This is a genomic window from Streptomyces sp. (genome assembly GCF_035563135.1).
Taxonomy (GTDB): Bacteria; Actinomycetota; Actinomycetes; order Streptomycetales; family Streptomycetaceae; genus Streptomyces.
In genome coordinates this window covers 1-14148 of the sequence record NZ_DATMVN010000369.1, presented here as the reverse complement: position 1 = coordinate 14148, position 14148 = coordinate 1, and the positions used below count along the sequence as shown (strand labels likewise).

At 72.0% G+C, this 14148-nt stretch carries 14 protein-coding genes; 6 read left to right on the top strand and 8 right to left on the bottom strand.

Annotation, left to right across the window (positions count from 1 at the left end; all coding sequences use genetic code 11):
- A partial coding sequence (locus VN520_RS16030; protein ID WP_325747596.1) for a DUF1343 domain-containing protein occupies positions 1-1110 on the top strand: 1110 nt, incomplete at its 5' end.
- Between the two features lie 41 nt (positions 1111-1151).
- Here the strand turns inward: VN520_RS16030 and VN520_RS16025 are convergent.
- Both VN520_RS16025 and VN520_RS16020 read right to left on the bottom strand, forming a co-directional pair.
- A complete protein-coding gene (locus tag VN520_RS16025) occupies positions 1152-1631 on the bottom strand; it encodes a GNAT family N-acetyltransferase (RefSeq protein ID WP_325747595.1) in 480 nt (159 codons plus the stop codon).
- A 75-nt stretch (positions 1632-1706) separates the two neighbouring features.
- A complete protein-coding gene (locus VN520_RS16020; protein WP_325747594.1) occupies positions 1707-4538 on the bottom strand; it encodes a penicillin acylase family protein in 2832 nt (943 codons plus the stop codon).
- 221 nt (positions 4539-4759) lie between these two features.
- Between VN520_RS16020 and VN520_RS16015 the strand changes: the two genes are divergently transcribed.
- Positions 4760-5374, top strand: coding sequence for a hypothetical protein (locus VN520_RS16015; protein WP_325747593.1), 615 nt, complete (start codon positions 4760-4762; stop codon positions 5372-5374).
- A 42-nt stretch (positions 5375-5416) separates the two neighbouring features.
- Here the strand turns inward: VN520_RS16015 and soxR are convergent, their stop codons facing one another.
- Entirely contained in the window at positions 5417-5890 is a 474-nt protein-coding gene (soxR, locus tag VN520_RS16010) for a redox-sensitive transcriptional activator SoxR (protein ID WP_325747592.1), read from the bottom strand.
- A 158-nt stretch (positions 5891-6048) separates the two neighbouring features.
- Here soxR and VN520_RS16005 point away from each other — a divergent pair, with 158 nt between their 5' ends.
- Positions 6049-6510, top strand: coding sequence for a MaoC family dehydratase (locus VN520_RS16005; protein WP_325747591.1), 462 nt, complete (start codon positions 6049-6051; stop codon positions 6508-6510).
- Positions 6511-6584: 74 nt separating this feature from the next.
- Here VN520_RS16005 and VN520_RS16000 read toward each other — a convergent pair whose 3' ends face one another.
- The 3 genes from VN520_RS16000 to VN520_RS15990 all read right to left on the bottom strand — a co-directional run bounded on the left by VN520_RS16000 (position 6585) and on the right by VN520_RS15990 (position 8834).
- Positions 6585-7208 carry a TetR/AcrR family transcriptional regulator gene (locus tag VN520_RS16000; RefSeq protein ID WP_325747590.1) on the bottom strand — a complete coding sequence of 208 codons (624 nt, stop codon included), beginning with the start codon at positions 7206-7208 and terminating at the stop codon, positions 6585-6587.
- A gap of 84 nt (positions 7209-7292) precedes the next feature.
- Positions 7293-7583 carry a YiaA/YiaB family inner membrane protein gene (locus tag VN520_RS15995; protein ID WP_031099588.1) on the bottom strand — a complete coding sequence of 97 codons (291 nt, stop codon included), beginning with the start codon at positions 7581-7583 and terminating at the stop codon, positions 7293-7295.
- A 99-nt stretch (positions 7584-7682) separates the two neighbouring features.
- Positions 7683-8834: an acyl-CoA dehydrogenase family protein gene (locus VN520_RS15990; protein WP_325747589.1), complete on the bottom strand. Its 1152-nt coding sequence runs from the start codon at positions 8832-8834 to the stop codon at positions 7683-7685.
- 64 nt (positions 8835-8898) lie between these two features.
- Between VN520_RS15990 and VN520_RS15985 the strand changes: the two genes are divergently transcribed.
- The 3 genes from VN520_RS15985 (at position 8899) to VN520_RS15975 (ending at position 11801) form a co-directional block, all read left to right on the top strand.
- Positions 8899-9576 carry a TetR/AcrR family transcriptional regulator gene (locus VN520_RS15985; RefSeq protein ID WP_325747588.1) on the top strand — a complete coding sequence of 226 codons (678 nt, stop codon included), beginning with the start codon at positions 8899-8901 and terminating at the stop codon, positions 9574-9576.
- Positions 9577-9683: 107 nt separating this feature from the next.
- A complete protein-coding gene (locus tag VN520_RS15980; RefSeq protein WP_325747587.1) occupies positions 9684-10661 on the top strand; it encodes a DMT family transporter in 978 nt (325 codons plus the stop codon).
- Between the two features lie 150 nt (positions 10662-10811).
- Entirely contained in the window at positions 10812-11801 is a 990-nt protein-coding gene (locus VN520_RS15975) for an Acg family FMN-binding oxidoreductase (RefSeq protein ID WP_325747586.1), read from the top strand.
- 81 nt (positions 11802-11882) lie between these two features.
- On the opposite strand, the gene VN520_RS15970 is transcribed toward VN520_RS15975, so the two are convergent.
- Together VN520_RS15970 and VN520_RS15965 are read right to left on the bottom strand one after the other, a co-directional pair.
- Positions 11883-12962 carry a Zn-dependent alcohol dehydrogenase gene (locus VN520_RS15970; RefSeq protein WP_325747585.1) on the bottom strand — a complete coding sequence of 360 codons (1080 nt, stop codon included), beginning with the start codon at positions 12960-12962 and terminating at the stop codon, positions 11883-11885.
- A gap of 37 nt (positions 12963-12999) precedes the next feature.
- The coding region (locus tag VN520_RS15965) for an aldehyde dehydrogenase family protein (RefSeq protein ID WP_325747584.1) at positions 13000-14148 on the bottom strand (1149 nt) is incomplete at its 5' end.

Genomic DNA, 14148 nt, shown 5'->3' with positions numbered 1-14148 from the left:
TACCGGCTGCTCGCCGGGCAGAAGGTGGGGGTCGTCACCAACCCCACCGGGATCACCTCGGACGTCCGGCACGTCGTCGACGTGATGCACCCCGACGACCGGGTGGACCTGACCGCGGTCTTCGGCCCCGAGCACGGCTTCCGGGGGACCGCGCAGGCGGGCGGCTCGGAGGGGCGGTACGACGACCCGGCGACCGGCCTGCCGGTCTACGACACGTATCTGAAGAGCGGGCAGCCGCTGGCCGACGTCTTCACCGCGTCCGGGGTCGACACGGTGGTCTTCGACATCCAGGACGTGGGCGCCCGCTTCTACACGTACATCTGGACCCTGTACGACTGCATGGAGGCCGCCGCGCTCGCGGGCAAGCGCTTCGTCGTCCTGGACCGGCCGAATCCGGTCACCGGCAGGGCGGCGCTGGGGCCCGTGCTCGACCCGGCGTTCGCGACCTTCGTGGGACGCCGGGAGATCGCGCAGGCGCACGGCATGACGGTGGCGGAGCTCGCGCTGCTCTTCAACGCCGAGTTCCTGGCCGACCGGCCGGTGGAGCTGGACGTGGTGAAGATGTCCGGGTGGCGCCGCGCGGACTTCTTCGGCACGACGGGTCTGCCGTGGGTGCCGCCGAGCCCCAACATGCCGACGCCGGAGACAGCGCTGGTCTACCCGGGGACGTGCCTGTTCGAGGGGACCAACCTCTCCGAGGGCCGGGGCACGACACGGCCGTTCGAACTGCTCGGTGCGGAGGGCGTCGACCACCGGTGGGCGGCGGCGGCGAACGCCCTGGACATGCCCGGCGTCGCCTTCCGTGAGGCCTACTTCGCGCCGACGTTCTCCAAGTTCGCGGGCAGGACGGTGGGCGGGGTGCAGGTGCACGTCCAGGACCGGGACGCCTTCGACCCCGTACGCACCGGAATCGCCCTGCTGGTCACGGCGAAGCGGACGTGGAGCGGCTTCGCGTGGCGGGCGGACAACTGGATCGACAAGCTCACGGGCAACACCCGGGTCCGCACGATGATCGACGCGGGGGCGGACACCGACGAGGTGGTGGGCGCCTGGGCGGCGGACCTCGCCGCGTTCCGGCGGGTGCGGCGGGAGTTCCTGCTGTACCGGTGAGGCCGGACCGGGTGCGGGCACCGGCGCGGGTGCCTCGGCGCTCAGGACGTGAGACCCCGTTCACCGAGGTACTCACCGTCGCCCGTCAGCCCGCGCCGCCGGTACCCGAGCCGGAGGTAGAACTCCTCCGGGCCGCCCTCGCCCGGCTGCCACGTCATGGTGCAGAGCGTGCCGCCCCGTCTGCGGATCTCCTCGTGCACGGCCTCGGCCGCGAACCGGCCGTAGCCCCGGCCCTGTTCGCCGGCGGCCACGGCGAGCCGCCGGAGGCCGGAGCGCGGCGGTGCGCCGGGGGTCTCGGCGTCGTAGCCGAAGGGGACACCGAAGAACGCCATGACGAAGCCCACCACGCGCTCACCCGCGCGGATCACCCGGGGCCAGGCGGTCTCCGGGTGGACATACGCCTCGGCCAGCGACCCGGCCACCGGGGTCACGAACTTCTCCTGGCCGGGCGCCACGTGCGGCCGGCAGGCGGCCATGACGTTGTCGGGGGTGGGCTCTTCCAGGCGTACCGACGTGTTCATGACGGCAAGGCATCCGTGCCGCGAAAGGCCCGGCCACCCGTTGTCCGGCGGCCGGGCCGGGCTCGCTCAGGCCGGTTACCGGTGCGAGGGGAACTCCACGACCAGTTGGTACGTCGGCCGGTTCTGCCAGTGGACGGACTTGTGCGAGATCCCGCCCAGCGGGCGGTGGATGATCGCGTCGGTGCACCACTGCTCACCGGCCCCGCAGCTGTCGTCACCCGGGTAGACCTCGGCGGCCGGTGCGGCCGCCGCCTCCTTCAGGGTGGTGAGCAGCGCGGTGCGGCAGGCGCTCAGGTCGCCGCCGCCGCAGTACGTCCTGGCCAGCGGCCCCTCGACGGGCTGCCCGAGGACCTGCCGCAGGTCCTTGTCGGCGAAGCCCCACCAGCCGTACTGGAACGCGGAGCCGCTGTGCGCGCCGCTCGGCCCGTGAGCGGCGGCCGGGGACTCGTCGGTGGCCAGGCTCGCGGTGAACGCCTGGTAGAGGTCGTCACCGAGGCCCGGCCGGAACTCCGCCTCGACCAGCTTCGGCCACCACGCGTCCATGATCCGTACCGCGTCCGCGTGGGTGTACGTGCGCGATCCGGGGCCGGTCTCCTTGCGCTGCGCACCGGCCGCCCGCCAGGCGTCCAGTTGCTGGACCGCCGCGCCGGCGGCCGGGTCGGTGACCGGCTGGGAGCGCAGCACCTTCAGGAGTTCCGGCAGCAGCTGCTCGCCCCGGAGGTCGGTGAGGGCTGCCTCCTCCATGGCGCGGGTCAGGGAGGCACGGGTCACGCCGCCCTCCTCGACCAGTTCGGACACCCGGTCGTCGAGCAGGTCGCCCCGGTGCACGGCGCCGAAGCCGAACGCCGCGGTGGAGTAGTCCTCGGCCTGGCGGTTGTTCCAGGAGATGTAGTAGTCCTGCCCGCTGGAGTGCGGGTGCTCGGCGAACGGGGTGTAGTCAGCGGTGTTGGCCGCCGGGTCGTAACCCTGCCACTCGTACGCCTTCTCGGCCTCGACCGGCAGCGCGGCGTCCACCCCGGGCGCCCGCACGGGGTTCATCCCGCTGTTGTAGTAGGCCGTCGTCCGCGCGTCCGCGTAGAACCAGTTGAAGGCGTAGTCGATGTGGCTCGCAGCCTGCTGGAAGGAGGCCGCGTCCGTCACGTACGCCGGGTCGTTGAGCAGCTGGAAACCGATGATCGAGTCGGCCTCGTGCCGGTAGGTGGTGCGCAGCGAGGTGTAGGCGACGGGCCTGCCCTCCCTCGTCGCGCGGTGGGTGACGATCCCGTAGTCGGTCCGCCACACCCTCATCCGGTAGGAGCCCTTGGCGGTGGAGTCGGCGACGGTCGGCTTCCAGGAGTTGGTGCGCTCCAGCTTCTCCATGGCCGTGCAGGCGCCGTCGCTGCGGTAGTGGGTGGAGTCCTTGGTGGGCGCGGATCCGTCGGGTTCGCAGAGCTCGACGGCGTACGTGTCGGTGATGTCCTGGGCCGCCGAGGTGGCGCTCCAGGCGTAGTCCTGGCCGCGGCCCATCTGGACGTACATGCCGACGCCTGCGAAGGAGACGCCACGGGCGCTGATGCCGGGGCCCTGCAGTTCCTGGAGCATCATCAGCTGGGGGGCGAAGTAGCCGGTCTGGGGCCCCATGACGGCGACCGGACTGCCGGACGCGGTGTGCTCGCCGGACACCAGCAGGGCGTTGGACATGCCACGTCTCTGGGTGCCCTGCCCCGGTCCGGGCAGCGATCCCTCCGGGATGACGCCGTCGTCGTACATGCCCTGGAGCGGCTTCAGCGCGTCCGGGGCGTCGACGGGGGTCTTCTTGCCGGTGGCCGCCGAGCCGGTGCGGTCGTGGATCAGCGGTTCGGGGGTGACCGAGCCCGCGTCCGGAAGGGCGGTGCCCCGGGCCTTGTCGGGCTTGCCGGCGTACGGGAACGAGGTGCCGTCGTGGACGGTGAGGACGGCCTCCGGGTCGTTGCGCTGGCGGAAGGACTCCCAGACGCGGGTGCCCTCCTCGACGCCGTACTTCTGCTGGGCGGCGAGCAGCGAGAGCGCGGCCTGGACCTCACCGCCGCCTCCCCCGCCGAACTGCCCGCCGACGACCGAGGCGATCGAGATCAGGTCGGTCAGCTCGAACGGCTGGATCTCGCCGATGTTCGTGATCGAGTCGATCTTCCCGGTGAGGACGTACTCCCCGGGGAAGTAGCGGCCGTTCTTCGACTTCACCCGGTAGGCGTTGATCCCGTCGACGTAGGCCTGCGCGTCGGCCATCGCCTGTTCGCCGCGCGCGCCCTCGGTGGTCCTGATCCGTTCGACCTGGGCCTCCAGATCCGCCTCGGTGTACGGGGCCTGCGGCCAGAACTGCTGCTCCAGGCCCTGGTTGGCCGGTGCTCCCCCGGCGAAGGACGTGAGCTCGCCCCGCCCGATGTGGCGGAAGAGGTCCATCAGCCACAGCCGGTCCTGTCCGGCGGCGAACCCGGCACCGAACTCGGTGCCGTAGCGGGTGGTGCCCTTGATGTGGGGAACACCGCTCTTCTTGTCCCGGGTGATCGTGACGTCCTCACGCGGCTTCGTCACGGACTCGACCTGGTCGGCCGCGACCCCGAAGGACGCGTCGTTGAAGAAGTCCGTCAGCTTCTGGTCGGTGAGGCCCGTATGGCCCGCGACCAGGCTGTCGTACCGGTCGAGCTGGTCCTCGCTGTGGGCGGGGTGCGTGCCGAACGCCTTGTTGCCGAGGATCTCGACGAGGGTCGCGTTGCCGTTCTCACCGGGCGGCAGGATGTCCGCGCACTGGTCGCGGCAGTGGTCGGTGACGGCGAGGGGTTCCGGCTCCGTGGCTCCGGCGCCCGGCGCCGCGACGAGCAGGGACGTACCGAGAGCGAGAGCGGCCGCGGTGGCGGCGGCTCTGAGCGTGCGGGTGCTGCGTGGGGGCATGCGTGCTCCTCCGGGTGGCCGATGCGCCGGAGGTTACTGGCGGTACACCCCGCCGGTAAGATGAACATCGGTCACTTTTTCCGGTTCGCCACACGCCGGCGCACGGCCCCACATGGGCCATCTCGGTCCGTGGACACATTTCACCTTTGGATGGAGCCGAATCGGGCAGTCGTACGTCCATCCCTTGACGCCGAAGTACGACCGACGGAGGTGGCAGTGCCATGGCCGGTTTCCGGAGTCTTGCGAGACAGGTCCGCGATCCGCGGGGCGATCTGGCTTTGCGGAGGTACTCACTGCGCAAATGCCTGGAGCGATTCGCTCCGTACGGCCACCGGGCGACCTGGGACCACCTGTGCGCCCGGCACGGTATCGAACCCGAGGACCGGGCCCCCGAGCCGGTGCGCCTGGTCCACGCGCTGGAGGAACTGGAGGAGGCGCGGGCCGTCTGGCTCGCGTACGAGACGGGCTTCGCCGAACGGCGGCGCCGTGAGAAGCACGACGGGCTGCGCCGGCCCGGCACCTTCGACGACTGGCACCGGCGGACCTGGGGAGGCAACGGCATCGCGCACTGCGACGATCCGGGGATTCATCCGAGCGCACCCCTGGCCGAGGTCCTGAGGCGGCTGATCTCGGCCCTGGGCGCGAAACCCGGTGCCGCCTGCCCGGTCTGCGCGGCGACCGGGATCGTCTGGCGGCAGGACCTGGACCGCGAACCATGGGCCGGTCCGGTCTGCACAGGATGCGGCATCGTCGTCCCCCGGCCCGTCCTCACGGCGGGCGCGCTGGCCAGGGCCAGGGGAGCACGGACACGGAATCTGACGGCGTCGGCCGCCTGAGGCGGACCGGTCACCGAGGAGACGGCCGGAGCCGGGGCGCGCTCAGGAGCGGTCGGCCGCGCCCCGCTCGGGCATCAGCCGCGAGCCGGCCATGCGTTCACCGAAGGCGTCGTCGGGGTTGGACAGCACACAGGTCTCCAGCGACAGGCAGCCGCAGCCGATGCAGTCGGTGAGGTGGTCGCGCAGCCGCCCCAGCTGCTTGATGCGGTCGTCGAGCTCCGAGCGCCACGCCCGGGAGAGACGGGCCCAGTCCTCGTGGTTCGGCGTGCGCTCCTCCGGCAGTTCGGCCAGCGCCTCCCTGATGGTGGCGAGCGGGATGCCCACGCGCTGCGCCGCCCGGACGAACGCCACCCGGCGCAGTGCGTCCCTGGTGTAGCGGCGCTGGTTGCCACTGGTGCGGCTGCTGCTGATCAGGCCCTTGGACTCGTAGAAGTGCAGGGCGGACACCGCGGCGCCGCTACGGGCGGAGAGCTGGCCGACGGTGAGTTCCTGGAATGACTGCGGGATCTGTGGCACTCCCCCGACCCTAATGGTCGTCCCTCGGCCTCTGCTGCCGCTTCGAGAACCCGGCGGGCCCGTCGTTGACAGGGACGCCCTGCCCAACCATGCTGAGCAAGCGCTTAGACATTGCCCCGGAAGGGGCGACCGACAGTCGGAAGGCAGGGACCAGGAACATGGCAGAGCCGAAGATCTTCACGTCCGCACAGGAGCTGCGGGACGCCGTGGGTGAGCAGCTCGGGCACAGCGACTGGCTGGAGATCGAGCAGAAGCGGATCGACCAGTTCGCCGAGGCCACGGGCGACCACCAGTGGATCCATGTGGACCCGGAGCGCTCCGCGAACGGCCCCTTCGGGACGACGATCGCGCACGGCTACCTCACGCTGTCGCTGCTTCCGGCGCTCGTGCCGCAGATCCTGCAGGTCGACGGCGCCAAGATGGGCATCAACTACGGGACCAACAAGGTCCGTTTCCCCTCGACCGTCCCGGTGGGCTCACGGTTGCGCGCCACCGCCGTGCTCAAGAGTGTCGAGGAGGCGGGCGGCGGCGTACAGGTGACCGCCCTCGTCACGGTCGAGCGCGAGGGCGGCGACAAGCCCGTCTGCGTCGCGGAGTCGGTGTCGCGCTACTACTTCTGAGCCGCGGCACCGCTTCGGAGTCGCGGCACCGCTTCGGAGTGCGGGGTGCGCCGGGCCCGCGGGGGTGCCCGGCGTCACTTCCGGGCGCCCACCATGCGCAGGACGAGGTCCGCGTAGAGGGCACCGACCTCCTCGGGCGTCCGGCTGCCCTGCGCGTTGAACCAGCGCGCCACGTCGATGCAGAGGGACAGCACGGCGAGCGTGGTGCCCGGGACGTCGGGGACGTCGAACTCCTTCGCCCGGACGCCGTCACCGATGATCCGGCGGACCACGGCGTCGCTCCGCCTGCGCAGGGCGACGATCTCAACGCGGTGTTCGTCGCTCAGCGCCTCCAGCTCGTACTGCACGACCCGGGCCGTGGTGTGCCGCTCGGCGTGCCAGCTGACGAAGGACCGGACCGCGTCGGTGAGCCGCTCGGCCGCCGTGCCGTCCTTCTCGGCCGCCGTCTCCAGGAGGAGCAGGGCCCTGTCGTGGCCGATCCTGCTGATCCGGTGGAGCAGCTCTTCCTTGGTCTTGTAGTGGATGTAGAGCGCGGCCGGGCTCATCCCCGCCCGGCCGGCGATGTCACGGGTGGTGGTCGCGTGGTAGCCGCGCTCGGCGAATGCCTCGACGGCCGCGAGGAGCAGCCGCCTGGCCGCCTCGGGCGTGACCTCGCTCCACGGCGTGCTGTCGCCGTCGGTCTCCTCCGCCGTGCTCATCGCCACGTGCCCCTTTCCGCTGGCAGGACGAACACCATACCGCGAACCTGAGCAAGCGCTTAGAGCGCTCGTGCGGTGAGACCGTCAGAGCTTCTGGAAGGGATCGTGCTCGGCGAGGATCTTCTCCAGCCTGGCCTGGTCGACCCGGCTGACGATCTGCCCCGCCTCCTGCCGGTCCCTGATGACCTTGGCGAGGGTGAAGCACGAGGTGACGAGGTAGAGGACGCCGATGGCGAGGAAGGCCCGCACCCAGGCGTCGGCGTCGAGGAAGAAGATGCCGAGGGCCACCGCGCCCATCGCGACCCCGAAGGAGAGGACGGCCTGCCCGTAGAAGGCGGCGGTGCTCTGCTGCTTGACCGATGTCGTCTCACTCATGCCGCCCAGCATCCGGCGCGGCGGAGTACGCCGGCATCCGCCGGCGTACTCACCCGGTACTCAGAAAGCGGGCCAGGCCAGAAGGCGGGCCCTGCCGGGTCAGAAGGCGGAGACGCCCGTCAGCGCCCGGCCGATGATCAGCTTCTGGATCTGGCTGGTGCCCTCGTACAGGGTCATCACGCGGGCGTCCCTGACCAGCTTGCCCACGGGGTACTCGTCGATGTAGCCGTAGCCGCCGAACACCTGGAGGGCGTTGTTCGCCGCGCGGACCGCGGCCTCGGAGGCGAAGAGCTTCGCCGTGGACGCCGCGGTGGCGAAGTCCTGGCCGCGGTCGATGAGGTCGGCGACGCGCCAGGTCAGCATGCGGGCGGCGTCGACGTCCACGGAGATGTCGCTGATGAGCTCCTGGACGAGCTGGTAGCTCGCGATGGACTTGCCGAACTGCTCGCGCTCGCCCGCATAGCGCACCGCAGCGTCCAGGGCGGCCTGCGCGATGCCGACACAGCCGGCCGCGACCGACATCCGTCCCTTGGCCAGCGCGGACATGGCGATGGAGAAGCCCTTGCCCTCGGGGCCCATGAGGGTGGAGGCGGGCACCCGGACGTCCTCCAGCACCAGCTCGGCCGTGGCCTGGCCGCGCAGGCCGAGCTTGCCGTGGACGGTGCGCCGGGTCAGGCCGGGGGTGTCCGCGGGCACCAGGAAGGCGGAGACGCCCCGGTGACCCGGCGTGTCGTTCGTACGGGCGAACAGCAGGACCACATCGGCCCAGGTGCCGTTGGTGATGAACATCTTGGAGCCGTTGATGACGTAGTGGTCGCCGTCCCGCACGGCCCGGGTGGTCAGGTTCCCGGCGTCGGAGCCGGTGCCCGGCTCGGTGAGGCCGAAGCAGCCGACCGCCTCTCCGGCGGTGAGCTTCGGCAGCCACTGCCGCTTCTGCTCCTCGCTGCCCCAGGACGCGATCGTCTTGGCGACCAGGCCGAGCGAGACGGACACGATGCCGCGCACCGAGGAGTCACCGCGGCCGAGCTCCTCGGTCACCAGGCAGTACGCGAGGTGGTCCCCGCCGGAGCCCCCGTACTCCTCCGGGACCGTGAGTCCGAGGAAGCCGAGGGCGCCCAGCTTCTTCACGATCGATTTGTCGACACTCTCGGCACGGTCCCACTCGACGACGTACGGGGTGATCTCCCGCGCGACGAAGTCCTCGGCGAGCTGCCGGACGGCTTCCTGCTCCTCGCTCAGCTCCAGGTTCATCCTGCACACCCCACGTTTAATTAGCACTGCTAGTTTTATGTTCGCAGGCCCTACTATGTGCCGCATGGCCCGACCGCGCAAGCCCCTCCTCAGCCGAGACCGCATCGTCGAGGCGGCGAGCGCGCTCGTCGACGCCGAAGGGCTGGACGCCGTGTCCACCCGTCGGCTCGCCGCCGAGCTGGGGGTGAGCGGTCCCTCGCTCTACAACCACTTCCGGAACAAGGACGAGATCCTCGACGCGGTCGCCGACGCCGTGTCCGCCCAGGTCGACCTGTCGATGTTCGAGGAGTCCGACCCGCGCGGCTGGCCCGCCGCCCTGCACGACTGGGCCCTCTCCTACCGCGCGGCGCTCGCCGCACACCCCCACATCGTCCCGGTGCTGGCCCAGGGACCCGGCCGCAGGCCGGCCGGCCTGCGGGTCGCCGACGCGGTCTTCGGCGCCATGGTCCGGGCCGGCTGGCCGCCCGCCCAGGCCACCCACATCGGGGCGCTGATGCGCTACTTCATCACCGGATCGGCGCTCGGCTCCTTCGCCCGCGGATTCGTCGACGACGAGACGGCGTACGACCCCGCCGACTACCCGCACCTCGGCCAGGCCCACCTACTGGCCGACCGCCGCCAGCAGGTCGACGAGGGAGCCTTCGAGACGGGGCTGCGCGCCCTGCTGGACGGGCTCGCCCTCCAGTACGAGCGGACGACGGCCGCCGGGCGCACGGTCCGGCCCGCACCGAACGGCGCCTGACCCGTCCCGGCCCCATGGCCCGTACGGCACCGGACATCACGCCGTACGGCTGACGCGAGCCGGTAACCGGGTGGGGCCGGAGGGATTCCCGGCCTACCGTCGTGACCATGACGACGACACCGACAGCGCGCCCCGCCGCGCAGGCCGCCTCCGGTCGTGACTGGCGCGCCCCGGCCGCCGCCTGCATCACAGTCATCCTGTGGGCCTCCGCATTCGTCTCCATCCGCAGCGCGGGCGAGGCGTACTCACCAGGGGCGCTGGCGCTGGGCCGGCTCCTCGCGGGCACGCTGACGCTCGGCGCGATCCTGCTCGTGCGCCGCGAGGGACTGCCCTCCCGGGCGGCCTGGCCGGGCGTCATCGGGTCCGGGCTGCTCTGGTTCGGGCTCTACATGGTCGTGCTCAACTGGGGTGAGCAGCAGGTCGACGCGGGCACGGCGGCCATGATCGTGAACATCGGGCCGATCCTGATGGCGCTGCTGGGTGCCAGGCTGCTCGGGGAAACGCTGTCGCGCCGGCTCCTGACGGGCATGGCGGTCTCGTTCGCGGGCGCCGTCGTCGTCGGTCTCTCCATGTCCGGCCATGGGAGTTCCTCGGTGCTCGGCGTGGTCCTGTGCCTGCTGGCCGCCCTGTCGTACGCGGGCGGAGTGGTCATCCAGAAGCCGGCGCTGCGGCACGGATCCCCGTTGCAGATCACCACGTTCGGCTGCCTGATCGGCACGGCCGCCTGCCTGCCCTTCACCGGCGTACTGGTCTCCGAGGCGGCCGACGCCCCCTTGTCCGCCACGCTGAACATGATCTATCTCGGGGTGTTCCCGACCGCGCTGGCCTTCACCACCTGGGCCTATGCGCTGGCCCGGACCACCGCGGGCCGGATGGGCGCGACGACGTACGCGGTGCCCGCACTGGTGGTGGTGATGTCCTGGCTGTTGCTCGACGAGGTGCCCGCGCTGCTCACCGTCGCGGGCGGGCTGCTCTGCCTGGCCGGGGTCGCGGTCTCGCGGACCCGGGCACGGAACCGCGGCGCGTCGGGCGGTCCGGCGGATCGGCCGGCACGGACCGGGCAGGGGACGGCCGGCCGGCTCTGAACGCCGCCGCCGGACGGGCCGGAAGTCCTTCCGGAACGTGACCTGCGTCCCTCACGCCTGCCGCGCCCGAGTCGCACGCTGGGAGATACGTCACATCCGTGCGGAGGACCGCCCTCGCGCGCGGCCGGACACACGGAAGGTCACCGAGTCATGCAGTCCACCGGCCCCACCACGCTCAACGCTTCGGAACAGCTCCACGTGGCAGCCGCGGCGGCTGCCGCTCCCTCGGTGTTCAACACCCAGCCGTGGACCTTCACCTTCACCGGCCGCGGGCTGGAGGTGCGCACGGATCCGGACGACGCCTCCATGCCGACGGCGTCCGCGGCACGCGATGTGCGCCTGTCCTGCGGCGCCGCGGTGTTCAACGCCCGGACCGCCCTCGCGCGCCTGGGCCTCGCCTCCCGGGTCTCGGTGCTGCCCGTCGCCGGTGATCCGCTGCTGGTCGCACGGGTCGACGTGACCGGCGACGCCCCCGACCCGGCGCTGGACGAGCTGTACCGCTGGGTGGGCAGCCGTCGCACGAACCGCTACCCCTTCCGGCCCGAGAGGATCCCGGCCGAGGTGCTCGCACTGCTGCACGACGCCGCCCGGCGCGAAGGGGCGACCCTGCGCCTCCTGGACGGGGAACCGGAGTACCAGCGGATGCTGACGTCCATACGCCGCGCGACGTGGACCGAGGACGAGTCCGTACGGGACGACCGGGACGCCCGGCTCTCACCGGGGACCGGACAGCCCGCCATCCCGGCCGGCAACCTCGGCCCCGTGCCCCGGCGGGAGTTCCCCGACGACCCGCCGGTACGGGACATGGCCGAAGGGCTCGGCATACCCGGGCGCGGCAGCGCGGCCTTCGAGCCGCGCCCGGAGCTGGCCGTCCTGGAGACCGCGCACGACGACCCGCGCTCCTGGGTCACCGCCGGCCAGGCGCTGCAGAGGCTCCTGCTGGAAGCCACCGGGCACGGCATCGCGGCCTCGTTCGCCAACCAGCCGCTGGAGGACGACGGACTGCGCCCGGAGGTGTCCGGCGGTGCCGCGCACTACGGGTGTCCCCAGATGGTGCTGCGGATGGGGTACGCGACGGCACAGCCCCCGGCCTCGCCGCGCAGGCCGCTGAGCGAGGTGGTCCGCACCGTACGGGGCTGAGGCGGTGGGGACGGTCGCGCCGGCCCGCGCTCCCGCGCCGCCGCGTCCGTTCCCGTGCGCCGGCTGGTGCCTGGGCAGGCACTAGAACACGACCAGCGCGCGCCCTCCCTTGCCCGCGATCATGTTCTCGAAGGCCGCCGGGATGCCGTCCAGCGAGATCCGCTCCGTCACCAGCATGGAGAGGTCGAACCGTCCGGCGCGGATGTGCTCGGCGAGCACCGGCAGGTCGCGTGCCGGGTCACTGTTCCCGTAGACGCAGCCGGTGAGTGTGCGGCCCCAGTGGAAGATCTCCAGGGCGTTGAAGGTCACCTGCTGGTCCTTGCCGCCGATGCCGACGACCGTGGTGCGGCCGCCGCGGCGGGTCGACTCCCAGGCGCCACGGATCGTGGCGGGCCTGCCCACGCACTCCACGGCGACGTCCGCGCCCTGGCCGCCGGTGAGCTTGCGGATCGCGCGCGGCGTGGTGTCCGAGGCGACGACGTAGTCGGTGGCGCCGGCCCGGCGCGCGAGCTCCTCCTTCTCCGGTGACACGTCCACGGCGATGATCTTCGACGCTCCGGCGATGCGGGCGGCCTGCAGGACGGCCAGGCCCACCCCGCCGATCCCGAGGACGACGACGCTCTCGCCCTCGCGGACCCGGGCGGAGTGGCGCACCGCCCCGTATCCGGTCAGGACCGCGCAGCCGAGCAGCGCGGCGTCGGTGAGCGGGATCCCGGCCGGGGCGGGCAGCACGCAGTTCGCGGCGACGACGGTCTCCTGCGCGAAGGCGGCGACGTTCAGCCCGGGGTGGAGCTCGGTGCCGTCGGCCGTACGGGCGTGGATGTTCGCGGCGCCCTTCAGCGCGTCGGCGCAGAGCCAGACCTCGCCGATCCCGCAGTGGAAGCACTCCCCGCAGGACGGCGCCCAGTTGAGGACGACCTGGTCACCGACGGCGACATGGGTGACGCCCTCGCCGACGGCGAGCACCGTGCCCGCCCCCTCGTGGCCGAGGACGGCGGGGACGGGCAGCCGCATGGTGCCGTTGGACAGGGACAGGTCGGAGTGGCAGACCCCGGCAGCGGCGAGCCTGATGCTCACCTGGCCGGGGCCGGGCTCCGGGAGTTCGATGTCGGTGATCTCCAGGGGAGCTCCGACGGCGGGCAGTACGGCGGCGCGGACCACGAACAGACTCCTCGGTGGGTCGGTGGATCGGCGGGGATCAGAACTGGAGGGACTTGGTCTGGAGGTACTCGGAGAGGCCGTGCGGGCCGAGCTCGCGCCCCACCCCCGACTGCTTGTAACCGCCGAAGGGCGCCAGCGGGTTGAAGCGTCCGCCGTTGATGTCGACCTGGCCGGTGTCCATGCGCCGGGCGAAGGCCACGGCCTCCTCGTCGTCCGCGCCCCAGACGGCGCCGGCCAGCCCGTACACGGTGTCGTTGGCGATCCGCAGGGCGTCGTCCACGTCCTCGTACCGCAGGATCGTCAGGACCGGGCCGAAGATCTCCTCCTGCGCGATGGTCATGCCGGGCGTCACGTCGGCGAAGACGGTGGGGCTGACGTAGTAGCCCTGGTCCTTGGGCGCCTCGGGGCCTCCCGCGACGAGGCGGGCGCCCTCCTCGATGCCCTTCTCGATGTAACCCCGCACCCGGGCCTGCTGCTTGGCGTTGACGACGGGGCCGACCCGCTCCCCGGGAACGTACTTGGCGACGGCCGTGGCGGCGAGGCCCACGGCCTCCTCGTACCGCTCGGCGTCGACCAGCATCCGGGTCCAGGCGCTGCACGTCTGGCCGGAGTTGGACATCACGTTGGCCACGCCGACGTTGACCGCCTTGGCGAGGTCGGCGCCGGGCAGGATCACGTTGGCGGACTTGCCGCCGAGCTCCAGCGCGACGCGCTTGACCGCCGCTCCGGCGGTGGCGCCGATCTGCCTGCCGACGGCCGTGGACCCGGTGAACGAGACCAGGTCGACGTCCTCGTGCTCGGCGAGCGCCTGGCCGGCGACCGCCCCGATGCCGGTGACGAGGTTGAAGACACCGGCCGGCAGGCCCGCCTCCTGGGTCGCCTCGGCGAAGAGCTGGGCGGTGAGGGGGGTGTCCTCGGCGGGCTTCAGGACGACGGTGCAGCCCGCGGCCAGCGCGGGGGCCACCTTGGCGACGATCTGGTGGAGCGGGTAGTTCCAGGGGGTGATCGCGCCGACGACACCGACCGGCTCCAGCAGGACGGTGGAGTTGCCGAGCTTCTCCTCGAAGGAGTACGAGGCGGCCAGCTCGGCGTACGAACCGGCGACCAGCACCGGCACTCCGGCGTGCACCGCCTGCGACAGCGGCAGCGGCGAGCCGAGCTCGGCGGTGACGGTCTCGGCGATCTC